Genomic DNA, 25,073 nt, shown 5'->3' with positions numbered 1-25,073 from the left:
CTTAGATTGGAGGGAGATTGATAACCGATGCCCACTGCGCCAGCAAGACAGCCGTGGCCGAGGCGACATTGAGGCTCTCCACGCGGCCAGTGCCGGGGATGGAGAGCGTCAGGTCGCAGGTCTTGGCCAGGTTGCGGTCCATGCCCTCGCCTTCGGCACCCATGACGTAGACCAGGCGCTGCGGAAGCTTTGCGGCGAACAGGTTGTCGCCGCCCTCGACCAGGGTGGCGGCCAGGCCGAACCCGGCGGCGCGTAGGGTGGCGAAGGCGCTTGCGCTGTCACCTGCCTGGACCAGCGGCACGGCTTCGGCGCCGCCCTCTGCCACGCGCGCAGCGGCGCCTGACAAGGCCAGGGGTGAGTCCTGCGGCAACAGCAGGCCGGCCACGCCGAAGTGCGCGGCCGAACGCAGGATCGCGCCGAAGTTATGTGGATTGCCCACGCCATCGAGCCACAGCGCCAGCGCCGGCCCAGCCGGCAATGCGGCAAGCCAGGCCTCCAGCGACAGCGGCGCGCGACGCAACACGTCGGCCACCACGCCTTCGTGGTGGGCGCTGGCGGCGAGTTTGTTGAGGTCGGCCTCCTCCACCACGCGATAGCCAACGCGATTGGCCACGCACCAGGCCAGCAGCGGCTTGAGCGCCGGCACGCGGGCCTGGGTCAGGTAGAGCTTGCGCAGGGCTTCGGGGCGCGCCTGGAACAGCGCGCGCACCGCATTGAGGCCATGCAGCCGGACTTCCTCGCCACGCCGGGCCGGCACGCGCGGCGCAGGATCGCGAGGGGTGGCCGCGTCCGCGTGTGGCACGCTTTCACGCGGGTCACGCGGACCTGTGGCGCGCGCGTCTTGGCCGCGACGCGGCGGGAGCTTTTGCCAGGGACCTGCCATGGATCAGTCCGCCTTCTTCTCGTTCCACAGCTCGGCGTTGCGGATGCCCAGCGCCTGCGGATCGAACACCGGATCGAGTCCGGCTTTCTTCTGCTTCTCGTAATCGCGCAGGGCCAGCAGCGCCGGCTTCTGCAGGATCAGGATGGCGATGATGTTGAGCCAAGCCATCAGACCCACGCCAATATCTCCCAGGCCCCAGGCCAGCTTCGCGCTGCGCACCGAGCCGTAGGCCACCGCCGCCATCAGGCAGATGCGCAGCAGGAAGGTCATCCACGGCCGGTGCACCTTGCGATTGATGTAGGCGATGTTGGTCTCGGCCATGTAGTAATAGGCCACGATGGTGGTGAAGGCGAAGAACAGCAACGCGATCGCCACAAAGCCCGCCCCCCATCCTGGCAGTACGGTTTCCACCGCCGACTGCGCATAGGTCGGGCCGACCTCGGCGCCGGGCAGGCCCTGATAAAGGAAGCCGCCGGCCGGGTTCTCCACGTTGTACATGCCAGTGGAGATGATCAGGAACGCCGTGGCCGAACACACCAGCAGCGTATCCACGTAGACCGAGAAGGCCTGCACGTAGCCCTGCTTGGCCGGATGGGAGACCTCGGCCGCCGCCGCCGCGTGCGGGCCGGTGCCCTGCCCGGCCTCGTTGGAGTAGATGCCGCGCTTGACGCCCCACTGCACCGCCAGGCCCAGGACCGCGCCGAATCCGGCCTGCATGCCGAAGGCGCACTTGACGATCAGGCCGAACACCACCGGCACCTGGCCCAGGTTGGTGAACACCACGTACAAGGCCATCAGCATGTAGCCCAGCGCCATGAACGGCACCACGAATTCGGCAAAGCGCGCGATGCGCTTGACCCCACCAAAGATGATGAAGCCCAGCGCGATGACCACCACCAGCGCGGTGAGCCAATTGGGGATGCCCCAGGCGGTCTCCATGCCCTGGGCGATGCTGTTGGCCTGCACGCCCGGCAGCAGCAGGCCGGCGGCCACCACCATGACGATGGCGAAGGTCCAGGCGTACCACGTCTGGCCCATGGCCTTCTCGATGAAATAGGCCGGGCCGCCGCGATACTGCCCGGACGGGTCACGCTCCTTGTAGATCTGGCCCAGGGTGGACTCGACATAGGCCGTCGAGGCGCCCAGGAAGGCCACCACCCACATCCAGAACACCGCGCCCGGCCCGCCGAAGGCGATGGCCGTGGCCACGCCGGCGATATTGCCGGTGCCCACGCGCCCGGACAGCGACATGGCCAGCGCCTGGAAGGAGGACACGCCGGAGGCCGAGGACTGGCCCTTGAACATCAACCGGATCATCTCGGCGAAGCCACGCACCTGCATGAATCGGGTGCGCAACGAGAAGTACAGACCGGCGCCCAGGCACAGATAGACCAGGGCCGGGCTCCAGATGACGCTGTTGAGGGTCGAGACGAGTTTTTCCACCGGCGAGGGGCTCCGTGGGCGTGATGAACAGGGAAGGCGCACTGCGCCAAGCCCCACACCTTACCCGAAGCGGCCGCACCCGCCGCGGTTCAGTCGTGCATGCAGATCCGGGCGAACCCCACGGGTCATGCAGGCGCGCGTGCTTGAGCACCGCGCGGCGCTGGGTGCCTTCCTCGACGAAGCCGTCCTTGAGCAGAACGCATGCCGAGGCGAGATCGGATTCCCGGGTCACTGCGGCCAGCCGCGACGGCGGCAGCACGTCCATCACCCGGGGCGCATAGCAGGTCACGATTCGGTAGTCCGGCCGTGGCCCCAGTCCGCGTGCCAGCCGGTCGACCAGCTCGGCGCTAGGGCATCGGCGCCCTGCCCCCGACGGATGCCGATGCCGCCACGGGCATGCCTGTCCAACTCGATGGCCAGCGGCAGCTGGGCGAACTCCACGACGCGACCGGCAAGAAACGCTTCGCCATCGGCACGCGTGGACGGCGAGGGAAAACGGTCGCTGACCCGCGCGGCGACCGGCGGATCGTCGGCATGGCCCAGCAGGGCACGGAGGTCATCGGCGCGCCAGCGGCGCAGGACGAAACCCTCGCCGCCGGGCGCAAGTCATGCCAGTGGCTGGCATCGGGTCCAACCACGCTGCCTGACATGATTCTTGTCCGGGCAGGAGGGAGAGCCCACCGTCGCGCCTCGCGTCCTGGCAGCTGAGGCGCAGGGCTTACGCTGCGCGACATCCGTGGCGGGAGGCTGACGTGCGCGAACGGCTGGGCCCGCATGGCGGATGCCACGCCTGTGCGCCGCCTTCGCGCACGGCGCCTATTCCAGCCCGAGCTGCCCCAGCACCTGGGCCACCATCTCTTCGGGCGTGGCGATGTCGGCGCGCAGGTGCAACTCCGGCGCCTCAGGCGCCTCGTAGGGCGAGTCGATGCCGGTGAAGTTGGGAATCTTGCCGGCCCGGGCCTTGGCGTAGAGCCCTTTGACGTCGCGTTGCTCGGCCACGGCCAGCGGCACATCGACGAAGACTTCGACAAACTCCCCGGGGGCGAAGCGCTCCCGTGCCATCCGCCGCTCGGCGCGGAAGGGCGAGATGAAGCTCACCAGCACGATCAGCCCGGCGTCGGCCATCAGCCGCGCCACTTCGGCCACGCGGCGGATGTTCTCCACACGATCCTCGTCGGTGAAGCCCAGGTCGCGGTTGAGCCCGTGGCGGACGTTGTCGCCATCCAGGATGAAGGTGTGGTGGCCCAGCGCATGCAGGCGCTTGTCGACCAGGTTGGCCACGGTGGACTTGCCGGCGCCGGACAGGCCGGTGAACCACAGCACCTTGGGCGTCTGGCCCTTGATCCGGGCCCGCGCGGCCTTGTCCACGTCCAGGTGCTGCCAATGCACGTTACCGGCGCGGCGCAGCGCGAAATCCAACGTGCCGGCGCCGACGGTGGCATTGGTCTGGCGGTCGATCAGGATGAAGCCGCCCAGGGCCCGGTTGCGGGCATAGGGCTCGAAGGCGATCGGCTCGTCCAGGGATAGATTGCAGACCCCCACCTCGTTGAGCTCCAGGCGCTTGGCGGCCAGGGCCTCCTGGCTGTTCACGTCGATGCGGTGCTTGATCTCGCTGACACTGGCCGAGACGGTGCGCGCGCCGACCTGCAGCCAGTACGGACGGCCAGGCAGCAGCGCGGCATCGTCCATCCACAGCACGTGCGCGGCGAACTGGTCGGAGACTTCGGGCGGGTCGCCCGCCGCGGCGATCACATCGCCCCGGCTGATGTCGATCTCATCGGCCAGGGTCAGGGTCACCGCCTGCCCAGCGCGGGCCAGGTCCACCTCGCCATTGGCGTCCAGCACGCGGGCCACGGTGGAGCGGCGTGCCGAGGGCAGCACCACCACCGCGTCGCCCGGGCGTACTTCGCCAGCCGCGATGGTGCCAGCGAAGCCGCGGAAGTTCTGGTTCGGGCGATTGACGTACTGCACCGGCAGGCGCAGGCCGCTGTCGGCCTCGCGCGCGTCCACGGGCACGTTGTCCAGGTGCTCGATCAGGCTGGGGCCGTCGTACCACGGGGTCCGGGCGGAGCGGCTGGACAGGTTGTCGCCCTCCAGCGCCGAGAGCGGGATGCACTGCACCTGCTCGATGCCCAGCTGCGCGGCCAGCGCGCGATAGTCCTGCGCGATGGCGTTGAACACGCCGGCGTCGAAGTCGACCAGGTCCATCTTGTTGACCGCCAGCACCACGCGCTTGAGGCCCAGCAGCGAGACGATGTAGCTGTGCCGCCGGGTCTGGGTGAGCAGGCCCTTGCGCGCATCCACCAGCACCACCGCCAGATCCGCGGTCGAGGCGCCGGTGGCCATGTTGCGGGTGTACTGCGCGTGCCCCGGGCAATCGGCCACGATGTACTTGCGCTGGTCGGTGTCGAAGTAGCGGTAGGCCACGTCAATGGTGATGCCCTGCTCGCGCTCGGCGGCCAGGCCATCAAGGAGTAGCGCGTAATCGATGCCCGGTCCCTGGGTGCCATGGCGGCGGCTGTCGCTCTCCAGCGCGGCCAGTTGGTCGTCGAACAGGCGCTTGCTGTCGTACAGCAGCCGGCCGATCAGCGTGCTCTTGCCGTCGTCCACGCTGCCGCAGGTGATGAAGCGCAGCAGCGGCTTGGATTCGTGCTGTTTGAGGTAGGTCGCGATGTCGGTGTGCGCGGTCATCAGAAATACCCCTCCAGCTTCTTCTTCTCCATCGAGGCGGTCGGGTCGTGGTCGATCACCCGGCCCTGGCGTTCGGAGGAGGTGGCCACCAGCATCTCGGCGATGATCTTCTCCAGCGTGTCGGCGGTGGACTCGACCGCGCCGGTCAGTGGGTAGCAGCCCAGGGTGCGGAAGCGCACGGACTTCATCATCGGCACTTCGCCCGGGTGGAGCGGCAGACGCGCGTCGTCGACCATGATCAGCGCACCGTCGCGCTCGACCACCGGACGCTCGCGGGCCAGATACAGCGAGGGCACGGGGATGTTCTCGCGGTAGATGTAGAGCCAGATGTCCAGCTCGGTCCAGTTGGACAGCGGGAACGCGCGCACGCTCTCGCCGCTGTGCACGCGCGCGTTGTACAGGTTCCACAGCTCGGGGCGCTGGTTCTTGGGGTCCCAGCGATGCTTGTCGTTGCGGAAGGAGAACACCCGCTCCTTGGCCCGCGACTTCTCCTCATCGCGGCGCGCGCCGCCGATGGCGGCATCGAACTTGTATTGATCCAGGGCCTGCTTCAGGCCCTGGGTCTTCATGATGTCGGTATGGACCGTGGCACCGTGGGTGATCGGGCCGACGTCCTGCGCCACGCCGTCGGGGTTGATGTGCACGCGCAGGTCCACGCCGGTCTCGGCGGCGCGGCGGTCGCGGAAGGCGATCATCTCGCGGAACTTCCAGCGTGTGTCCACATGCAGCAGCGGGATCGGTGGCACCGCCGGGGCGAAGGCTTTCAGCAGCAGGTGCAGCAGCACCGAGGAATCCTTGCCCACCGAATACAGCAGCACCGGATTGCGGAACGCCGCGGCGACCTCGCGCAGGATGTGGATGCTCTCGGCTTCCAGGCGATCGAGATGGGACAGCGAGGCGACGACGTCTGGCATCACGCGCGGGGCGGCCCGTTGGGAAGAAGCAGGCATGGTAGCCCCGGCCGGTCCCGGCACGGGCGGATCGAAGGCGGTGGCGGAATCAGTCATAGGACGTTGAAGTGTTTGAGCAGGGTGCGGGTACTGAGCGCGATCACCAGCGCGCCGACCACGCCCAGCATGGGGCGCGGACGCACGCGCTTGACCAGCCATGCACCGACTGGGGCGGCCAGCACGCCGCCGATGGCCAGCGCGGCGATGATCTGCCAGTGCCCGAACCCCAGCGTGAGCAGGAACACCGCCGAGGCGGTGAGGGTGACGAAGAACTCCACCGCGTTGACGGTGCCCACGGTCAGGCGCAGGTCGTTGCCGCGTGCCAGCAGGTTGCTGGCCACCACCGGTCCCCAGCCACCGCCGCCCAGCGCGTCGACCAGCGCGCCGAAGAAGCCTAGCGGGCGCAGGTGCGAGGCCACATTGCGCGGCTGGTAGGGACGGAAGGCCCGGACCACGATCCACACCCCCATCAGCAGCAGGTAACCGGCGATCCAGGGTTTCATCAGATCGCCCGGCAGGCTGGCCAGCAGGTAGGCCCCCACGGCCGCACCGATCACGCCGGGTAGCAGCAGGCGCCGGAACAGCACCCGGTCGATGTTGCCGAAGGCGTGGTGCGAGGCGGCCGAGGCGCCCGTGGTGAAGCACTCGGCCGCATGCACCGTGGCGCTGGCCACCGCCGGAGGGACACCGGCGCCCAGCAGCAGCGTGGAGGCGGTGATGCCATAGGCCATGCCCAGCGCGCCATCGACCAGCTGCGCGCCGAAGCCGATGGCGACATACCACAACAGGTCGGCGGAGAGGTCCATGCGGGAATCGAAGAGCGGGGCGGCGCAGTATCCGCAGGGGTGGGAGGCGGCGGAAATGCGCGGATGGCATAAGCGCATAACCGTTGATCCTTTCCGCGCTCGCGTGGGGGCCCCTAGCCTGCGAGCCCTGTCGCTCCGCCCTGCCCGCCGCTCATGTCCAGCGCCCTGCCCGTCCCGCCCCTGCCCCTGTCCACCGATCAGGCCGATGCCCTGCACCGCCTGACCCGCGACCTGGACGCCGCGCGCCTGTGGTGGCTGTCCGGCTACGCCGCCGGCCTGGCCCAGGGCCATCCGGTGGCCTCGGTCGGGGCCGTGCCGGCCGCCACGCCCACCCCTGCGGCCAGCGCCGGTGAGCGCGCCACCGTGCTGTATGGCAGCCAGACCGGCAACGCCAAGCGTGCCGCCGAGGCCCTGACGTCAGAACTGGAAGGCGCCGGGCTGGCGGTGCGCCTGGTCCGCGCCGACCGCTACGCCACGCGCGAGCTGGCCGGCGAGCGCCTGCTGTACCTGGTGATCAGCACCCAGGGCGAAGGCGATCCGCCGGACGATGCCATCGGCTTCACCGAATTCCTCACCGGCCGTCGCGCGCCCAAGCTGCCGGAACTGAAGTTCGCCGTGCTGGGCCTGGGCGATTCCAGCTATGCCGACTTCTGCGGCATTTCCCGGCGCCTGGACGCGCGCCTGGCCGAACTGGGCGCCACGCGCCTGTTCGCCGCCGGCGAGGCCGACATGGACATCGACACCGTTGCCGCGCCCTGGCGCGCGCAGGCCCTGGAGCAGGCCAGGAACGTCCTCAAGTCCGCCGCCGCACCCAGTGCCACGGTCACCCCGCTGCGTCCGGCCGCGGCCACGCCGGTCTACTCGCCCAGCGCGCCGTTCCAGGCCGAGGTGCTGGCCAGCCAGCCCATCGCCGGGCGCGACTTCAAGGGCCCGGCGTTCGGTCGCCACGGCGCGCCAGACAAGCAGGTGCGGCACATCGAGCTGTCCCTGGAAGGCAGCGGCCTGTCCTATCTGCCGGGCGACGCGCTGGGCATCGTCCACCGCAACCCGGATGCGCTGGTCGAACCGCTGCTGGAAGCCTTGAAGCTGGACGGCGATGCCGCCCACCACATCGACGGCAGCGAGCGCAGCGTGCGCGAATGGCTGGCCGGTCATCGCGAACTGACCAAGCTCTCGCGCCCGTTCCTGGCCGCCCATGCCAAGCTGGCCGGCGCGCGCGAGCTGGACGACCTGCTCACCCCCGGCAACGCCGACCTGTCCGCGCTGCTGGGCAGCCACCAGGTGATCGACGTGCTGCGCCGCTGGCCGGTGGAATGGAACGTGGCCGAGCTGCTGGGTGCGCTGCGCCCGCTGGCCCCCCGCCTGTATTCCATCGCCTCCAGCGCCAAGCGCGTGGGCGAGGAAGTGCACCTGACCGTCGACGTGCTCAACTACGACGCGCACGGCCACGCGCACAGCGGCTCGGCCAGCGGTTTCCTCGCCTCCCTGGCCGAAGGCGACCACGCCGCGGTGTATGTCGAGGCCAACGAGCGCTTCCGCGTGCCGGCCGACGGCACGCGCGACATCATCATGGTCGGCCCGGGCACCGGGGTGGCGCCATTCCGCGCCTTCACCCAGGAACGCGCCGAAACAGGCGCCTCGGGGCGCAACTGGCTGTTCTTCGGCGCCCAGCACTTCAACAGCGGCTTCCTGTATCAAAGCGAATGGCAGGAAGCGCTCAAGCGCGGCGAACTCAACAAGCTGGACCTGGCCTTCTCGCGCGACCAGGCCGACAAGGTCTACGTGCAACACAAGCTGCGCCAGCGCGGCCGCGAGGTCTATGACTGGCTGCGTGGCGGCGCGCACTTCTACGTGTGCGGCTCGATCGCCATGGGCAAGGACGTGCATGCCGCGCTGAGCGAGATCGTCGCCGAGCACGGCGCCCTGGATGCCGAAGCCGCCCACGACTACCTCACCACCCTGCAGTCCGAGGGACGCTACAGCCGCGACGTCTACTGACGTCCAGCCCCTTCCCCGCCGTACACCGCGCCTGCGGACACCGCGATTCAGACAAAGAAGATCATGAGCAGCCATTCCGTCGAAGACATCAAAGCCGAAAGCCGCCGCCTGCGGGGCAGTCTGCTGGAGAGCCTGGCCGACCCGGTCACCGGCGCGCTGCGCGAGGATGACCAGACGCTGATCAAGTACCACGGCAGCTACCAGCAGGACGACCGCGACCTGCGCGACGAGCGTCGCCGCCAGAAGCTGGAGCCGGCCTACCAGTTCATGATCCGCACGCGCACGCCGGGCGGCGTCATCACCCCCGAGCAGTGGCTGAAGCTGGACGCCATCGCCACCCAGTACGGCAACCACTCGCTGCGTGTCACCACGCGTCAGGCCTTCCAGTTCCACGGCGTGATCAAGCGTGAGCTCAAGGCCACCATGCAGGCGATCAACGCCGCGCTGATCGACACCCTGGCCGCCTGCGGGGACGTCAACCGCAACGTGCAGGTGGCGGCCAACCCGCTGCTGTCAGACGCGCACGCCACGCTCTACGCCGATGCGGCGGCCACCTCCGAGCACCTGCTGCCCAACACCCGCGCCTATTACGAGATTTGGCTGGACGAAGAAAAGGTCGCCGGCGCCGGCGAGGAGACCGAGCCGGTCTACGGCGACACCTACCTGCCGCGCAAGTTCAAGATCGGCTTCGCCCTGCCGCCGACCAACGACGTGGACGTGTTCGCCAACGACCTGGGGTTCATCGGAATCACCGATGACGCCGGTCAGGTCGTCGGCTACAACGTCAGCCTCGGCGGCGGCATGGGCGCCAGCCATGGCGATGCGGACACCTATCCGCGCGTGGCCGACGTGGTCGGCTTCATTCCGCGCGCGCAACTGCTCGATGTCGCCACCGCCGTGGTCACTACCCAGCGTGACTTCGGCAACCGCGATGTGCGCAAGCGCGCGCGCTTCAAGTACACCATCGACGACAAGGGCCTGGACTTCATCAAGGCGCAGATCGAGCAGCGTGCCGGCGTGCAGTTCCAGCCCGCGCGCGTGTTCGCCTTCGACCACAACGGCGACCGCTTCGGCTGGACGCAGGGGACTGACGGTCGCTGGCACCTGACCCTGTCGATCTCCGCCGGCCGCATCGCCGATGTCGATGCCGCCACCCATCTGACCGGCCTGCGCGAGATCGCCGCGCTGCTGCAGGAGGCGGGCATCGGCGAATTCCGCATGACCGCCAACCAGAACCTGGTGATCTCCAACGTCGACGACACGCTCAAGGCGGAGGTCGACGCGCGAATCGCCCAGCACAGCCTGGACGCCGGCAACGCTTTGCCGACCGCGCTGGCGCGCAAGGCCATGGCCTGCGTGGCCCTGCCGACCTGCGGCCTGGCCATGGCCGAGGCCGAACGCTACCTGCCCGCGTTCACCGACAAGCTGCAGCCGCTGCTGGACAGGCATGGCCTGGCCGAAGCCCCGATCGTGCTGCGCATTTCCGGCTGCCCCAATGGCTGCTCGCGCCCGTATCTGGCCGAGATCGCCTTGGTCGGCAAGGCCCCGGGACGCTACAACCTGATGCTCGGCGGCGACCACCGCGGCCAGCGCCTCAACACGCTGTATCGCGAGAACATCACCGAGGACGAGATCCTCGGCGCGCTCGACCCGCTGTTCGGCCGCTACGCCGCCGAGCGCGCAGGCGACGAGGGCTTCGGTGACTTCCTGCATCGGGCCGGCGAGATCGACTTGCCGCCCTACCCCACCCATCGATCCATTCCCGTGGAGCTGCACGCATGAACGCGCTGCCTGCCAACACGCCGCGCCCGCGCGCGGCTGACGCCATCGACCTGAAAGCCGCCAACGCCGCGCTGGAGAAGCTGGACGCGCCCGCGCGCGTGGCCTGGGCCCTGGAACATGGCCCGGGCGTGGCCGCGCTGTCCTCCAGCTTCGGCGCGCAGTCGGCGGTGGCCCTGCACCTGTTGACCCAGCAGCGTCCGGACATCCCCGTGATCCTGGTTGATACCGGCTATCTGTTCCCGGAAACCTACCGCTTCGCCGACGCCCTGATCGACCGGCTCAAGCTCAACATTCAGGTGTTCCGCCCCCTGGTCAGTCGCGCCTGGATGGAAGCGCGTCACGGCCGCCTGTGGGAGCAGGGCGTGGTCGGCATCGAGCAGTACAACAACCTGCGCAAGGTCGAACCGATGCGCCGTGCGCTGGACGAGCTAGAGGTCGGCACCTGGTTCACCGGCCTGCGCCGCCAGCAGTCCACCAGCCGCACCGACACCCCCATCGTGCAGCTGCGCGGCACGCGCTGGAAGGTCAGCCCCATCGCCGATTGGACCGACCGCGACATCTGGCAGTACATGAAAGCCCACGACCTGCCCTACCACCCGCTGTGGGATGAGGGTTACGTCTCCATCGGCGACATCCACACCACCCGCCGCTGGGAGCCGGGCATGCGCGAGGAAGACACCCGCTTCTTCGGCCTCAAGCGCGAGTGCGGGATCCACGAGCAGCTTTGACTCGCACGTACCGTCCTATCTCCCTTTCAGGGCCGGCCTCAGTACCGGCCCTTTCCATTCCTGCCCACCCTGCCGAGCCGACGCAAAGGCAGGGCGGCCCAGATCAGCGATACGCACGCTCGCGCACGTCGTCCAGCGCCCGCTTGGTGTCCTCGTCAGCCTGATCGTCAGCGGGACCGACGTTGCAGGCAATGATCATGCGCGGCTGGCCGTCGGCGCTTGGCGTCGCCACATTGAACACAGAACGCCTCGTCCGGTTGTCGCCGCAACCGCTGCCGCAGTACAGGTCAAGCTGTCGCAGCCTGGGGCCGCGCAGGGTTTCGAGCACCTCAAAGCGCACCAGGTCGTAGGTTTCGGGCATGCCCGCAATGCGGGAATACGGCGCGAGCACGTGCCGACGGGACAAGACTTCATGGGGAACGATGACATAGACGTCCTCCGCACGGCGAAGGCGTGTCGGATAGTGGTCGCAACTGAGCGCCAGGCTGTTAAACGACGACGCCAGGAACATCACCAGGCCCACGAGGGAAACGACCCGTCGTCCACGCTTCTTCATGACACCTCCGTGCGCAACCTCGGGTCCGCAGCCTGACGTGATCAGGCGTGCATGTCCCGAATGGACAGCCCTGGCCTCGCCCGACCGATGTGCGCACCTTGAACGATGCCATGGCGGCGATATGTCGCTGACAACGATACGCCAGCGCACTGAACCGGTTACTGTTCCGAACAATGGATTCCGGACACATGGGCATGGTCAAGCGCGATTATTTCGAACACCTCCGCACCTTGGACACCACGCCCGCGCCGGGCCCGGTCAACGCCTGGCAGACCTGCGTCGGCGCGCACCTGGGCCGGCAGCGCGAGGCGCTGTGCTGGATCGACCTGCAACGCGTGGTGCGTCGCTATACCTTCGAGCAGTTGGACGCGTGGTCGGCCCAATTCGCCCACTTGCTGCTGTCCCGTGGTGTCGGCCCGGGCGAGGTGGTGGCGGGCCTGCTGCCGCGGCGGCTGGAGTTGCTGATCGTGGTGCTGGGCACCTGGCGCCTGGGCGCGGTCTACCAGCCGCTGTTCACCGCCTTCGGCCCCAAGTCGCTGGAACACCGCCTGTCTACCAGCGGCGCCAGGCTGGTGGTGGCTTCGGCCGACCAGCGGCCCAAGCTGGACGAGGTGCCGGACCATCCACCGGTGCTGACCCTCGGCAGCGGCGATGCAGAGGATTTCTGGGCCGCGCTGGAGGGCCTGCCGCAGGCGTTCGATCCGGTCGCCCGCGACCGCGAGGACCCGTGCATGGTCATGTTCACCTCCGGCACGGCCGGCGCGGCCAAGGGCCTGCTGGTCCCGCTCCACGCGCTGGACGTGATCGCCACCTACATGCGCGAGGCGGTGGACGTGCGCGAGGACGACGTCCTGTGGAACATCGCCGATCCGGGCTGGGCCTATGGACTGTATTACGGCATCACCGGTCCGCTGGCGCTGGGACATTCGGTGACTTTCCACGAAGGGCCGTTCACGGTGGAGAGTTGCTACCGGACCATCGCCGAGCTCGGCGTGACCAACCTGATGGGCGCGCCGACGGCCTATCGCATGCTGATGGCCGCCGGTGACGCAGCGGCCGCGCCGGTGAAGGGCCAGCTGCGCGCGGTCAGCAGCGCCGGCGAGCCGCTCAACCCGGAGGTCATCCGCTGGTTCGACAAGGCGCTGGGCACGGTCATCCACGACCACTACGGCCAGACCGAAACCGGCATGACCCTGTGCAACCACCACGCGCTGTCCCATCCGGTACAGGCCGGCAGCGCAGGCTATCCACTGCCCGGCTATCGGCTGGACGTCTTGAGCGAGGACGGCCAGCCGCAGCCGGTCGGCGTGCCGGGGATGCTGGCGGTGCACATTGCCGATTCCCCCGCGCTGTTCTTCCGCGGCTACTGGAAGGCGCAAGCGCAGCCGTTCAAGGACGGCTGGTACCTCACCGGCGACACGGTCGAGCGCAATGCCGATGGCAGCATCGCCTTTGTCGGCCGCAGCGACGATGTGATCACCTCGGCCGGCTACCGCATTGGCCCGTTCGATGTGGAAAGCTGCCTGCTCGAACACCCCGATGTGGTCGAGGCCGGCGTGGTCGGCAAGCCCGATCCCGAACGACGCGAGTTGGTGAAGGCTTACGTGGTGCTGCGGTCGGGCGTGGAAGGCAGCGATGCGCTGGCCACCGAGCTGGCCGGATACGTGAAAAAGCGTCTTTCCGCGCACGCCTATCCGCGCGAGATCGCCTTCGTGGCCGAACTGCCCAAAACCCCCAGCGGCAAGATCCAGCGCTTTCTGCTGCGCCACCAGGCCAGGGCGGAAGTCGAAGGCGCGCAGGCGGCAGCGGCGGATTGAGACCGCCGCTGCCCGTGGCTCATTCGGCAACGGCCGGGGCGCTGGTCAGCGGCACCTTCTCCCCGCAGGCCAGGCACTTGCGATACGCCACGCCGCGCTTGCGCCGCGGGCGCGACAGCAGGCCGCCGCAGTGGCACCTGCCCTGCTCCAGGCCACGCAGCCACAGATAGAGCCGCCAGCTGGCGAGCATCGCCCAGATGAACCCCAGCGCGGTCCCCAGCAGCGAAAGCAGGGACGCCGCATGGTGTGCGCCCTCCACGCCGAGCACGCCACGCGCGTGCTCGGCCGCGAAGGACAGGCCCCAGCCAGTGGCGACCAGCACCGGCGCCGGTGCGTAGAGACGCGCCACCATTCGCGAAAGACGCTTCATGCCCGCTGTTCCCCGGTCGGCGAGGCGGACCACACCGGGTCCGCTTGGCCTCGACCTTAACCGGTCACATGTGCATGTCGTGCATGTCGTGGGGACCGGCCGCGCCCAGCGGCATCACCTTCAGGTGCACGACTAGGTCCGGCGCGTGGGCGAAGGACAGGGTGACCTCCACCTGCTGCCCGGCCACCAGCGGCCCGGTGGGGGCGACCAGCATCAGATGCGTGCCGGACGGGGCCAGCGACACGGTGGCGCCGGCAGGCAGATCCACGCCATCCACCTGGCGCATGCGCATGACCCCGCCCTGCATGGCGCTCTCGTGCAGTTCCACGCGCGCCGCCGCCGGCGAGCGCGCGCCCACCAGCCGGTCGGCCTGTGCCGCGGTGTTGACCAGGGTCAGGTATCCGACCGCCGTCGGTGCATGCGGCGGTGTGGCCCGCGTCCAGGCCTCGCGCACCTGGATGGCCGGCGACGGCGTGGCGGCCTGGGCCACGGGCAACAACCCCAGCAGCCCCGCGATAACGATGGTCTTGAACATGCGCCTTGCCCTCTCCTTCAAGGTCGATGGCGGACGACGCCGCCGTTGGGGACAGCATGCCGGCACGGTCGCCGGCTGTCTGTCCTACGTTGTGTGCAGACGCCGCTGCCGGCGCTGCATCCAGCCAAGATCGAACACCAGCACCAGCAGCAGTGAAACGCCCACCAACGGGAACAGCACGCCTCCCACCGCCAGCAGCGCCACGACCATCTTCAGCGCCCGCGGCTGCGCGGGCAGCGGCGGCACGCCCAACCCGGCGCGCGGACGCCGCTTCCACCACATCACCGCCGCGCTGACACAGAGCAGCAGCGTGCAGGCACAGGCCAGCACCAGCAGCAGCCGGTTGGCATTGCCGAACTCATCGCCCATGTGCACGTTGATGCCCCACTCAAACGCCTTGGCCACCGGGCCGTAGTCGGCATAGTCCATATCCAGCAGCACCTTGCCGCTGTACTGGTCCAGGTGGATCACACGCTGCTGATCCAGGTGTCCGTTGTAGAGCGAGGCGGTATACACGCCGCGCGCACCCTGCGGCATCGACACGCTGTAGCCGGCGCCGATGCCGCGCGCAGCGAAGATCGCCAATGCGCGGTCCAGCCCGATCGCACCGACTTGCGGCGCGGTGCCAGCGCTCCTGGCGTGACCCGGGTGATTCATGCCGGGCATGTCGGCCATCGCATCCTTGGGCATCGACTGCGGCAGGCGCGCCTGCTCCAGCGACCAGGCCGGCACCGTGGTCTGCGCCAGGCGCGCCTGCGACATCGGCACCTGCACGCGCACGCCGGCCGGATAGCCGAAGTTGTGTCCATTGACCCACTGGTTGACCTGCGCGCCCCACAGCCACGACCACGGCATCCCGGTCAGCACCAGGAACAGCACCGCCGCGCCCGCGCCGATGCCAAGCACCGCATGCAGGTCGCGCCAGAACAGCCGCTGCGTCGGCCTGCCGCGCACCGTGACCACGCCGCCTGTCCTCCCGCGCGGCCACCACAGGTAGGCGCCGGTCAACACCAGCAGGATCGTCCAGCCGGCGGCCATTTCGATCAGCGCGCTGGCCCACGCGCCGAGCAGATCCAGGCTGTGCAGGCGACGCAGCGTCCAGCCGAAGGTGCCGCGATCCGGCAGCGACCCCAGCACCCGCGCATCGGCCGGATCCACATAGACCACGCGGCGCGCACCGGTCGCGGTGATCACGCCGACCTCCGCCGACGCATCGGCCTGGGCCGGGGTGGTATAGCGGAACACCTGGCCCGGCTGCGCGGCCAGGGCAGCATCGGCGATGCGTTGCGGCGTCGCCTGCGTCGCGCTCGGCTGCACGACCAGCAACGCGTGATGCACCAGCCGGTCCAATGGCTTGTGATAGACAAAGCCCGCGCCGGTCAGGGCCAGCCACGCCAGGAACGGCAGCACCAGCAGGCCTGCGTAGAAGTGCCAGCGCCACACCGCGCGATACAGCGAAGCGGCACCGATGCCACGCCGGGACGTCGTCGCAAGCGTGGCCATCAGAAGCTCCAGGTCCAGCTGGCGTAGAGCGCGCGCCCGTCGCCAGGCGAGAAGCCATAGCTGCCGCTGTCGTACCACGCGTAGACGTAGAAGCGATCAGTGACGTTCTTCAGCTGCAGCGAGACTTCGTTGCGCGCGTCCAGCGTCCAGGTCGCGCCGAGGTTGGCCAGCGCGTAGCTGCCGTAGCGGCCCAGCGTATTGGTGCGTTCGAGATAATAATCGCCCTGGCCGTTGCCCCAGGCGCTGAGCTTCACCCGATCGGTGACCTGCCAGTCCACGCCGGCGCTCGCCAGCCAGCGCGGCACGTTCTCGATCTGACGGCCTTCGGTCAGCGGCGCATCCGGTGCAGCCTCGGCCACCGTGGCCTTCTGCCGCGAATAGGCGAACCAGGCGCTCCAGCGTTGCCCCGGCTGCAGGTTGGCCTGCAGATCCCAGCCACGTCGCAGGGTGCGGCCAACGTTGGTGACATCGCTGCCGGTGCCGGTGGCGCCCAGCATGGTGGCCACTTCCCCGGAGGCCCGCTGTTCCCAGTACGCCACTCGCCCGCTCAGCCACGGCGTCGGCACGAGCTTGAAGCCCGCTTCCCAGCCATCGTTGATCGACGGACCGAGATCGTGGACGGTGGTGCGATACGCGCCATCGCCGGCTCCGATCTGGAAGGTGCGACCCCAGTTAGCGTAGGCCGTCGTGGCCTCGTTCAACGCATACGAGGCGCTGAACTTGGGTTGGCGGATGGTGCCGTAGCCGTAGGTGTCGTAGCGCAGGCCGGTGATGCGGTCGTGCAGGGCGCCGTCGACACGGTCGATGCGATATGCCGGCACCAGCTTGAGCCCTTCGATCGGCTGCAGCACCGCCTGCAGATAAGCGCCGCGCGTGTCGAGCGTGTAATCCCAGTCGCGGGTCAGCGCCAAGCGGGCCTGTGACGCGGTCCGCCAGCGCCGCGCAGTGTTGTCCTGCCATTGCGCGTCCGCGCCGCCTTCCAGCGCGAACATGCCGCTCGGGCTCCAGGTCGCAGTCGCGAGCAGGCCCCGCTGGGTCTCGTCGTTGTCGCGCTCCTGCTGGCTGCCGGTCTGCGAGAAGCGCACGAACCGCGCATTGGTGTAGCGGTTGACGTAGGCCTTGCCGCTCCAGGTCCAGGCCTGCCCAAGGCGACCGTCCAGGTGCAGCGCGTTCTGCGCAGTCTGGCGCTGCCCGCCGTCTGCCGCCGCGTAGGACACCGCGTCGCGCGGGGTGGCCTTCGCCAGCGCATAGGTGCTGAAGTAGCCCGGCTCGCGCGCAGCGTTGTGGTAGTAGCGCGTGCTCAGCAGCACGCGCCAACGATCGTCTGCCGCGTTGTAGCCCCACTTGGCGGCGAAATTGCGCTTTACCGCGTCGGCATGGTCCCGGTAGCCGTCCGAATCACGCCAGCCCAGGAAGTAGTTCTGCGTCCAGGGCCCGGATTCAACACCCTTGGACAGCTGCACCTCGCGCGTGCCGTAACTGCCGACGGTGACATTCAGCCGTCCCTCGTTGCCGCCCGTGCGGGTGACGAGGTTGACGTCGCCGGCGATGGCGTTGAGCCCGTAGCGCGCATCATTGGTACCGCGCACGACTTCGATGGCGGCGATGTCGCCGGACATCACCGCGTCCAGGTAGGGCATCGCGCCAGCGTTGTCGTTGCTGGGGATGCCGTCGATCAGCAGCTTGACCGCGTTGATGCGCCCCTCGGCATTGAACCCGCGGAACGAGAAGCTGCCCCCCACCGTACCCATGCGGAACGGGGTGAGCTGCATGCCCGGCACCTTGCCGAACAACTCCCAGGTGTTGTCCACATGCTGGTCGCGCACCTGGTCGGCACCGACCACATCAACCGAAGTGATGACCTTGTGCGCAGGCAAGGCGCCGCGGTTTGCGGCCTGGACCTGCACTTGGCCCAGGGTGAGCACGGCATCGTCCTGCTCCAGGGCGGCGGCTTGGCCGGTGCAGGCCAGCAAGGCCAGGGCGAGGCAGAACGGTCGCGTCGGCGCACGACGCCACGATACCGCCCGATCGGGCGGCAAACGGAAGGATTCCACGGAATAAAGCTCCAGCGAACACGGAGTGGCCGCCGCTGGCCCACGCGAGGCCGGCAGCGGATCAAGAACGGCGTGTGTCAGGCGTGGAGCGGTGGGCCGCGCGCGGCGTGGGCCGGCCAGGCCGCGCCTGGGCGCGGCAGGACATGGGAGCAGGAAAGCGTGCGCGACGCGAGCTGCAGCAACGGCAGGATCAGCGCCAGCAGCACGAAGGGCAGCAGGTTGGCCGCCAGCACACAGTAATCACAGGCCGCGCCGTCGTGCCCGGCCGGCATGGGCATGCCGTCGCCTTGGTCCATGCCCGCGTGCTCGATCGCCACGGCCGGCGCGCGCGCGCCATCGGAGGGGTGATCCAGATCGACCAGCCGCAGGCCCTGCCCCGTGCACAGTTCCACCAGGTGCGCGACATGCGCCTGCGCGCCGTGCCACTGCATCCAACGGCTCACCGCCGGCGCGATAGCCATCATCAGCACACCCATCAGGGCGAGCCGGTGCATGGCGAGCAGGAAGCGACGGTGACGCAGCATGGCGCGCAGTCTAGACCATGGTCCAGGTCGGGTCGCTCTTCGAACGCCATTGACGTCGCCGCATGCGCCGGTGGCTTAAGCTCGCGGCCCCGCTTTTCCGGCGCCCCTTGTGACCATGGATTCGACGAACCCAGAGCCTGCCCCCGAGGCCATCGCCGAGACACCGACGCCAACTTCTGAAAGCCTGCGCCTGGAAGCCTTGCGCAGCTACCGGATCCTGGATACGCCACGCGAGCCGGCCTTCGACGACATCACCCGTATCGCCGCGCTGATCTGCGGCACGCCCATGGCGCTGGTCAGTCTGGTCGACCACGACCGGCAATGGTTCAAGAGCCGAGTGGGATTGGAAGCGCCGCAGACACCAAGGACCTCTTCGATCTGCGCCCATGCGATCGCGCAGGACGCGCTGTTCGTGGTCGAGGACACGCTGGAAGACCCGCGCTTCGTCCGCAATCCACTGGTCACCGGCGACCCGCACCTTCGCTTCTACGCCGGTGCGCTGCTCAAGACTTCGGATGGATTGCCACTGGGGACCGTCTGCGTGCTCGACACCCAGCCGCGACGGCTTTCGGAGGCCCAGCGCGAGGCGCTGACCGCGTTGACACGGCAGGCCATGGCCCAGCTGGAACTGCGCCGTACCCTGGCCTATGCGCAGGAAGCGGCGCATTACCGTGGCCGGCTGATGGCCATCGCCGGGCACGACCTGAAGACACCGCTGCGCGCGGCCTCCTACACGATCGAGAAGGTCCGTCGCAGTGTCGAGCCACCGTTGGCCGCGCAGCTGGAAAGCGCCAAGCAGTCCCTCACTGGTATCGCCAAGGACTTCGAGCAGTTGGCCACCATGGCGGCGGCGGGAGGCTCGGGAACCTCGCCGCGCATGACCGAGTTCCCGATCGCCCAAGTGCTTGCGCCGGTACTGGAAACCTGGCGCCGCCAGGCCGAGCAGCGCGGACTGGCACTGCACGCGGTCCACACGGACCTGCGCGTACGCAGCCACCCCACGCTGCTGGCCACGGTGATCGGCAACCTGGTGGGCAATGCGATCAAGTACACCGCCACCGGCAAGGTGCTGGTTGGCTGCCGTCGACGTGGCGATCAGGTCCTGCTGGAAGTCCTGGACACCGGCCAAGGCATGGACGCGCAGACCACCCATGAGGTCTTCAATGCCTTCCGTCAGGGCGACCCGGCCAGCGACGGACTGGGCCTGGGCCTGTGGATCGTCAGCCGCACCGCCCAGACGCTGGGCAGCGAAGTCCGCCTGACCACCCGCCCCGGCCGTGGGACTCGCTTCACCGTGTCCATGGCCCGCGCCTGAATGCATCGCTGAGCAAGCCATTTCTGCTGCCTGGCAGGTCTTCAGCCCAGGACATGGTCTGCCGATAAGACAACGCGGCGTCATCCTGCCTGACGCTCCTGCCGTCTTTCGCCGGCATGGAGCGTCTTGGATATGAGTGCCCGGCGTTGCCGCCGGGGTGCTCGCGGAAGGGCGCAATCGCGGTCGGCTTCTTTCCTCTTCAAGGCAGTTCACCATGTCCCGCATCTCTCCGCCCCCCGCCTCCTTCTGGCGCAACTGGCTGCGCTTGCGGCCGCGCGGCGATCAGCGCGCGCAACTGGCCGCCGTGGATCGGGTCATGGCCGTGATCGAATTCGATCTGGACGGCACCATTCGGGCTGCCAACGACAACTTCCTGCAGGTGATGGGTTATCAGCGCGAGGAGATCATCGGTCGGCACCATCGCCTGTTCGTGGCTCCGGGCCAGGCCGATAGCGAGGACTACCGCCAGTTCTGGCAGCGCCTGGGCAGTGGTGCGTTCGACAGCGGGCGCTATAAGCGTCTGGGCAAGGACGGGCGCGAGGTATGGATCAGGGCCTCCTACAATCCGGTGCTCGACGCCGCCGGGCGTCCCTACAAGGTGATCAAGTACGCCAACGACATTACCGACGCGATGCGCCGCGCTGCCGAGATGGAAAGCCGCATCACTGCGATCGACAAGGCCATGGCGGTGATCGAGTTCGACCTGAACGGGCACGTGCTGGAGGCCAACGAAAACTTCCTCAAGGCCATGGGCTACACGCGCGAGGAGATCCTGGGCAAGCACCATCGTCTGTTCGTCGATCCGGCCGAGCGCAAGGACCCGGCCTATCAGAGGTTTTGGGAAAAGCTCAGCCGGGGCGAACTGGATGCCGGCCGCTATCGACGCATCGACCGGCACGGCCGGGAGGTCTGGCTGCGGGCCTCCTACAATCCCATCCTCGATGCGGACGGGCGGCCCTACAAGGTGATCAAGTACGCCACCGACATCACCGACCAGGTGACCCGGGCCGCCGACTGCGAAAGTCGCATCGCGGCCATCGACAAGGCCATGGCGGTGATCGAATTCGATCTGCGGGGCAACATCCTCCATGCCAATGCCAACTTTCTGGACCTGTTGGGTTATCGCCTGGAGGAGGTGCGCGGCCAGCATCACGGCATGTTCGTGGACCCCGCCACCCGCGCCAGCGAAGACTATCGGCGGTTCTGGGCCAAGCTGGGGAGCGGTGCACTGGACGCCGGCCGATATCAGCGCCTGCGCAAGGATGGGCGGCCGGTATGGATTCAAGCCTCCTATAATCCGGTGCTGGACGGCGCCGGGCGTCCTTACAAGGTGGTCAAGTACGCCAGCGACATCACCGCCCAGGTGAACGATAGCGCGCGCATGACCACGCTGGTCGAGCAGGCCGGCGCCGTGGCCGCCCGGGTTGACGCCAGCGCGCGGCATATCGCCGACAGCAACCGCGATCTGTCCACGCGTATCCAGGCGCAGTCCGCCTCGGTGCAGCGCACCGTGGCCTCGATCAATGCCCTGGCCGAGACGGTGCGCGACAACGCCCACAATGCCGATGCCGCCCGCGACGGCGCCGAGCGCTCGGCTGCGGTGGCGCGGCAGGGCGCCGAGGTGATCGCAGGCGTGGTCACCGGCAGCGGACAGATCCGCGCCGCCAACGACCGGATCACCGACATCATCCAGGTCATCGACGGCATCGCCTTCCAGACCAACATCCTGGCGCTCAATGCCGCGGTCGAGGCCGCGCGTGCAGGCGAGATGGGACGGGGCTTTGCCGTCGTGGCCAGCGAAGTGCGCAACCTGGCGATGCGCTGCACCGCTTCGGCTCGGGAAATCCGCACGCTGATCGAGGACGCCACCGCCCGCGTCCACGACGGCGAACGCCTGGCCGGCGAGGCTGGCGCGGTGATGCAACAAGCGTTGTCAGCGGTGCTGGAGGTCAGCCAGTCAGTCGCTGGCATCGCCAGCTCCAGCCGCCAGCAACTGGAGGGAGTCGTGCAGGCCCGTCAGGAGCTGCAGGCCATCAACGACCGCAGCCAGCAGGAGTCGACGGTGGTTCAGGCCATCGCCGCCTCGGCCGGCGACCTGCAGCAGCAGTCTTCGCGCCTGTACGCCCTGGTGGGAAGCGAGACGGACAGCGAGGCACCAGCGTCTGCTCTTGGCAAGCACGTCGCGCTTCCATCGACCTGCTGACGCCAGTGCGCCAGCGGCAGTGAGCATTCACCGGTCCCGCGCGACGTGCCGGCGCCAGCGCCGCTTGCGGCCACACGACCCGGCGATGATCGCCGGTGTGGGGCCGGACCCGCCTTACCCGCACAGGACGCCACCAGCGCGTTCGCCGTAGGCCCGCCTCAAATGGTCTGGACGCCATAGTCCAGGATCGACGGCCACTTCAAGTCTGCGTGTTCCTCCTTGGAGGACGCGCAGACTGGGGTTGACCAGACAGATCACCCTCCACGCGCGATGCCCCCGGGCGGGACCGGTCAGCTGGTGATGGTCTGGGTGAGCGATTCCCAGGTTGGCGGCACCGGCCAGTCAGGCTCCCGATTGCCGTCCATCACCTGACGCAGGTCGCGCTTGTCGATCTGCGGGGCGAGCACGTTGACCAAGTCCAGCGCGTAGTCGCGCAGGACGCGTTCGCGCGGCAGCACGGCCCAGGCGATGCACTCGCTGATCTCCCTGGGCGCTGGCCAGGCGCGCAGGTCGGTATCGCCGGTGCTGACCGCCATCTCAGCCAGCAGGCCCACGCCCATGCCGGTGCGCACGTAGGTCTTGATCAGGTCCGCGTCCAGCGCGGTCAGGGCGATGTCCGGTTCCAGTCCGGCCTCGGCGAAGGCCCGCTGCAGGGACGAGCCGGGTCGGGTGGAGGATTCATAGCTGATCAGCGGCTGCGCCGCCAGGGTCGCCAGGTCCGGCGCGGGCGCGCCCTTGCGATCCAGCGCGTGGCCGCGCGGCACCACCACCAGCCGTCGCCAGCGGTACAGCGGGACGGCCAGCCCGGCCGGCGGCACGTCGCCGGAGGTACTGATCACCGCCATGTCGGCATCCCCACGCCCCAGTAGGTCCAGCGCATCGGACTCGGCCGCCTGCTGCAGGTGCACGCTGACCTGCGGATAGGCGCGCTTGATCTGCGCCACCGCGTGGGGCAGGACGAAGCGCGACTGGGTATGGGTGGTGGCCAGGACCAGCTGACCCTGGCTCTCGCGGCGCTGGTTGGCCGCGTAGGTGCGGATGTTGTTGGCTTCGGCCAGGACCAGGCGCGCGCGCTGGATGACTTCCTCGCCGGCCGGGGTCACCGACTCCAGGCTGCGCCCCTTGCGCACGAACAGCAGGAAGCCCAGCTCGTCCTCCAGTTGCTTGAGCTGCTTGGACAGCCCGGGCTGTGTGGCGTGCACACGCGCGGCGGCCACCGTGATGTTGAACTCCGCATCGGCGATGGCGACCAGGTAGCGCAGCTGGGTCAGGGTCATCGGGAGGGCTCGCGCGGTCCGCCGGCGCGGATGGGAAAGGGATGTCGACTCTACGTGCTCAGGCCGGACGCGCTTATAACGTAGGGTTATCTGAACGCAGCGGCAAGTCATTTCCGATGGTCATGGGCCGCGCGTAGCGTCGTGCCCCCGGACCCTCCGACGCCCTGCCCGTGAGCGCTGCCCTGTTTCCCCTGTTCGCCGACCTGCGTGGCCGCGCCGTGCGCGTGGTCGGCGGGGGTGCGGTGGCCGAACGCAAGACCGAGGCCCTGCTGCATGCCGGCGCCCTGCCCCGCGTCGGCGCGCCCGCGCTCACCCCACGCCTGGCGCAATGGGCCGCAGAAGGCCGCATCGCCTGGCAGCGCGGCGACTTCACCCCGGACTGGCTGGACGCGGTGTGGCTGGTGATCGCCGCCACCGACGATGGGTCCGTCAATCGCGCGGTGGCGGCCGAAGCCGAGGCCCGCCGCCTGCTGGCCAACGTGGTCGACGACGCCGAGTTGTCCAGCTTCCAGGTCCCGGCCATCGTCGAACGCGGCGACCTGCAGATCGCCATCTCCAGCGGCGGCCATGCGCCGATGGTGGCGCGCCACATCCGCCGCCAGCTGGAAACCCTGCTGGACGACTCGTGGGGCGCGCTGGTATCGCTACTCGGCCGCCAGCGCACGCGCATCCGCGCACGTTTCCCGGAGATGGGCGCGCGCCGACGATTCTTCGAGCAGCTGTTGGCCGGCGCGGTGCCGCGCCTGCTGCGCCAGCTCCAGGACGCCGCCGCGCAGGCCGCGTTCGACCAGGCCCTGGTCAGCGCCGCCGCCGCGCCCGCCGTCGGCACCGTGACCCTGGTGGGCGCCGGCCCCGGCGATGCCGGCCTGCTCACCCTCAACGCGCTGCGCGCGATGAACGAGGCCGACGTGATCCTGCACGACCGCCTGGTCAGTGCCGATGTCCTGGCGATGGCGCGTCGCGACGCCACCCGCATCGAGGTCGGCAAGTCGGCCCGAGGCCACAGCACCCGCCAGGAGGACATTCACGCCCTGATGCTCGAGCACGCCCGTGCCGGCAAGCGCGTGGTGCGGCTCAAGGGCGGCGATCCGTTCGTGTTCGGCCGCGGCGGCGAGGAGCTGCAGGTGCTCAAGGCGCACGGGGTGCCATTCGAAGTGGTGCCCGGCATTACCGCCGCGCTGGCCTGCGCGGCGTATTCGGGCATTCCGCTGACCCATCGCGACCATGCCCAGGCGGTGCGCCTGGTCACCGCCCACTGCAAGGACTCGATGGACACCCTGGACTGGCAGGCGCTGGCGCAGGAGCGCCAGACCCTGGCCGTGTACATGGGCGTGGCGGGACTGACGAGCTTCCGCAACCAGCTCATCGCCCACGGCCGCGCCGCGACCACCCCGTTCGCGCTGGTGGAAAACGGCTCACGCCGCGAGCAACGGGTGGTCACCGGGACCCTGGCCGACCTGCCCGACACCGCGCGTGCGTTCGACGTGCATTCGCCCGCGCTGCTGATCCTCGGTGAAGTCACCGCGCTGGCCCACACCCTGCATTGGTACGGCGCCGCGCCGCTGGCGGCCCCCGACTCCCCTTCCAACATCGACGCGCCTACCCTGTCGCGCGCCGCCTGATTCCACGCTTCGCAAC

The 25,073-nt window shown here is 68.9% G+C and carries 20 protein-coding genes; 8 read left to right on the top strand and 12 right to left on the bottom strand.

Translation table 11 applies throughout. The features are described from left to right. Nucleotide 1: 1 nt before the first annotated feature. A complete protein-coding gene (locus ACORQU_RS11870; RefSeq protein WP_491641374.1) occupies nt 2-883 on the bottom strand; it encodes a TrmH family RNA methyltransferase in 882 nt (293 codons plus the stop codon). 3 nt (nt 884-886) lie between these two features. Further along, nucleotides 887-2,326, bottom strand: coding sequence for an alanine/glycine:cation symporter family protein (locus tag ACORQU_RS11865; RefSeq protein WP_491641373.1), 1,440 nt, complete (start codon nt 2,324-2,326; stop codon nt 887-889). 396 nt (nt 2,327-2,722) lie between these two features. On the opposite strand from ACORQU_RS11865, the gene ACORQU_RS11860 reads away from it, so the two are divergent. Continuing rightward, nucleotides 2,723-3,034 carry a hypothetical protein gene (locus ACORQU_RS11860; protein ID WP_491641372.1) on the top strand — a complete coding sequence of 104 codons (312 nt, stop codon included), beginning with the start codon at nt 2,723-2,725 and terminating at the stop codon, nt 3,032-3,034. A 108-nt stretch (nt 3,035-3,142) separates the two neighbouring features. Here ACORQU_RS11860 and cysN read toward each other — a convergent pair whose 3' ends face one another. The 3 genes from cysN to ACORQU_RS11845 all read right to left on the bottom strand — a co-directional run bounded on the left by cysN (nt 3,143) and on the right by ACORQU_RS11845 (nt 6,773). Beyond that, the gene (cysN, locus tag ACORQU_RS11855) at nt 3,143-5,017 is read right to left on the bottom strand and encodes a sulfate adenylyltransferase subunit CysN (RefSeq protein WP_491641371.1); all 1,875 of its coding nucleotides are present in this window, start codon (nt 5,015-5,017) and stop codon (nt 3,143-3,145) included. Then, entirely contained in the window at nt 5,017-5,931 is a 915-nt protein-coding gene (cysD, locus tag ACORQU_RS11850) for a sulfate adenylyltransferase subunit CysD (protein WP_491645097.1), read from the bottom strand. Before cysD ends, cysN begins: the two co-directional genes overlap by 1 nt. An 89-nt stretch (nt 5,932-6,020) precedes the next feature. Beyond that, nucleotides 6,021-6,773, bottom strand: a complete 753-nt coding sequence (locus ACORQU_RS11845; RefSeq protein ID WP_491641370.1) for a sulfite exporter TauE/SafE family protein — start codon at nt 6,771-6,773, stop codon at nt 6,021-6,023. Between the two features lie 153 nt (nt 6,774-6,926). Between ACORQU_RS11845 and ACORQU_RS11840 the strand changes: the two genes are divergently transcribed. From ACORQU_RS11840 to ACORQU_RS11830, 3 genes are read left to right on the top strand one after another with little or no spacing between them, the layout of a single operon-like run. Next, on the top strand, nt 6,927-8,771 hold the full coding sequence (locus tag ACORQU_RS11840) for an assimilatory sulfite reductase (NADPH) flavoprotein subunit (protein WP_491641368.1): 1,845 nt from the start codon (nt 6,927-6,929) through the stop codon (nt 8,769-8,771). A gap of 45 nt (nt 8,772-8,816) precedes the next feature. Continuing rightward, entirely contained in the window at nt 8,817-10,553 is a 1,737-nt protein-coding gene (gene cysI / locus ACORQU_RS11835; RefSeq protein WP_491645095.1) for an assimilatory sulfite reductase (NADPH) hemoprotein subunit, read from the top strand. Beyond that, nucleotides 10,550-11,281 (top strand): phosphoadenylyl-sulfate reductase, encoded by a 732-nt coding sequence (locus ACORQU_RS11830; protein WP_271647122.1) that lies wholly within the window; start codon nt 10,550-10,552, stop codon nt 11,279-11,281. Before cysI ends, ACORQU_RS11830 begins: the two co-directional genes overlap by 4 nt. Nucleotides 11,282-11,384: 103 nt before the next feature. Here the strand turns inward: ACORQU_RS11830 and ACORQU_RS11825 are convergent, their stop codons facing one another. Then, nucleotides 11,385-11,837 (bottom strand): hypothetical protein, encoded by a 453-nt coding sequence (locus ACORQU_RS11825; protein WP_491641367.1) that lies wholly within the window; start codon nt 11,835-11,837, stop codon nt 11,385-11,387. 188 nt (nt 11,838-12,025) lie between these two features. Between ACORQU_RS11825 and ACORQU_RS11820 the strand changes: the two genes are divergently transcribed. Further along, the gene (locus ACORQU_RS11820) at nt 12,026-13,654 is read left to right on the top strand and encodes an AMP-binding protein (RefSeq protein ID WP_491641366.1); all 1,629 of its coding nucleotides are present in this window, start codon (nt 12,026-12,028) and stop codon (nt 13,652-13,654) included. Between the two features lie 19 nt (nt 13,655-13,673). On the opposite strand, the gene ACORQU_RS11815 is transcribed toward ACORQU_RS11820, so the two are convergent. From ACORQU_RS11815 to ACORQU_RS11795, 5 genes are all read right to left on the bottom strand, one after another. After that, the gene (locus ACORQU_RS11815) at nt 13,674-14,024 is read right to left on the bottom strand and encodes a hypothetical protein (RefSeq protein WP_491641365.1); all 351 of its coding nucleotides are present in this window, start codon (nt 14,022-14,024) and stop codon (nt 13,674-13,676) included. A 64-nt stretch (nt 14,025-14,088) separates the two neighbouring features. Beyond that, entirely contained in the window at nt 14,089-14,559 is a 471-nt protein-coding gene (locus ACORQU_RS11810) for a copper chaperone PCu(A)C (RefSeq protein ID WP_271647126.1), read from the bottom strand. A gap of 84 nt (nt 14,560-14,643) precedes the next feature. Beyond that, nucleotides 14,644-16,062, bottom strand: a complete 1,419-nt coding sequence (locus ACORQU_RS11805) for a PepSY-associated TM helix domain-containing protein (protein WP_491641364.1) — start codon at nt 16,060-16,062, stop codon at nt 14,644-14,646. Further along, nucleotides 16,062-18,101: a TonB-dependent receptor gene (locus ACORQU_RS11800; RefSeq protein WP_491645093.1), complete on the bottom strand. Its 2,040-nt coding sequence runs from the start codon at nt 18,099-18,101 to the stop codon at nt 16,062-16,064. Before ACORQU_RS11800 ends, ACORQU_RS11805 begins: the two co-directional genes overlap by 1 nt. A 92-nt stretch (nt 18,102-18,193) precedes the next feature. Continuing rightward, on the bottom strand, nt 18,194-18,640 hold the full coding sequence (locus ACORQU_RS11795) for a DUF2946 family protein (RefSeq protein ID WP_491641363.1): 447 nt from the start codon (nt 18,638-18,640) through the stop codon (nt 18,194-18,196). 115 nt (nt 18,641-18,755) lie between these two features. Between ACORQU_RS11795 and ACORQU_RS11790 the strand changes: the two genes are divergently transcribed. Then, a complete protein-coding gene (locus tag ACORQU_RS11790; RefSeq protein ID WP_491641361.1) occupies nt 18,756-19,955 on the top strand; it encodes a sensor histidine kinase in 1,200 nt (399 codons plus the stop codon). A gap of 214 nt (nt 19,956-20,169) precedes the next feature. After that, nucleotides 20,170-22,158, top strand: coding sequence for a methyl-accepting chemotaxis protein (locus tag ACORQU_RS11785; protein WP_271647130.1), 1,989 nt, complete (start codon nt 20,170-20,172; stop codon nt 22,156-22,158). 290 nt (nt 22,159-22,448) lie between these two features. Here ACORQU_RS11785 and ACORQU_RS11780 read toward each other — a convergent pair whose 3' ends face one another. After that, nucleotides 22,449-23,435, bottom strand: coding sequence for a LysR family transcriptional regulator (locus tag ACORQU_RS11780; protein WP_491641360.1), 987 nt, complete (start codon nt 23,433-23,435; stop codon nt 22,449-22,451). Between the two features lie 170 nt (nt 23,436-23,605). Here ACORQU_RS11780 and cysG point away from each other — a divergent pair, with 170 nt between their 5' ends. Then, nucleotides 23,606-25,057, top strand: coding sequence for a siroheme synthase CysG (gene cysG / locus ACORQU_RS11775; protein ID WP_491641359.1), 1,452 nt, complete (start codon nt 23,606-23,608; stop codon nt 25,055-25,057). Nucleotides 25,058-25,073 lie beyond the last annotated feature (16 nt).

This window comes from Pseudoxanthomonas sp. JC1303 (assembly GCF_058448525.1).
This window is presented reverse-complemented; position numbering and strand designations above follow the sequence as displayed.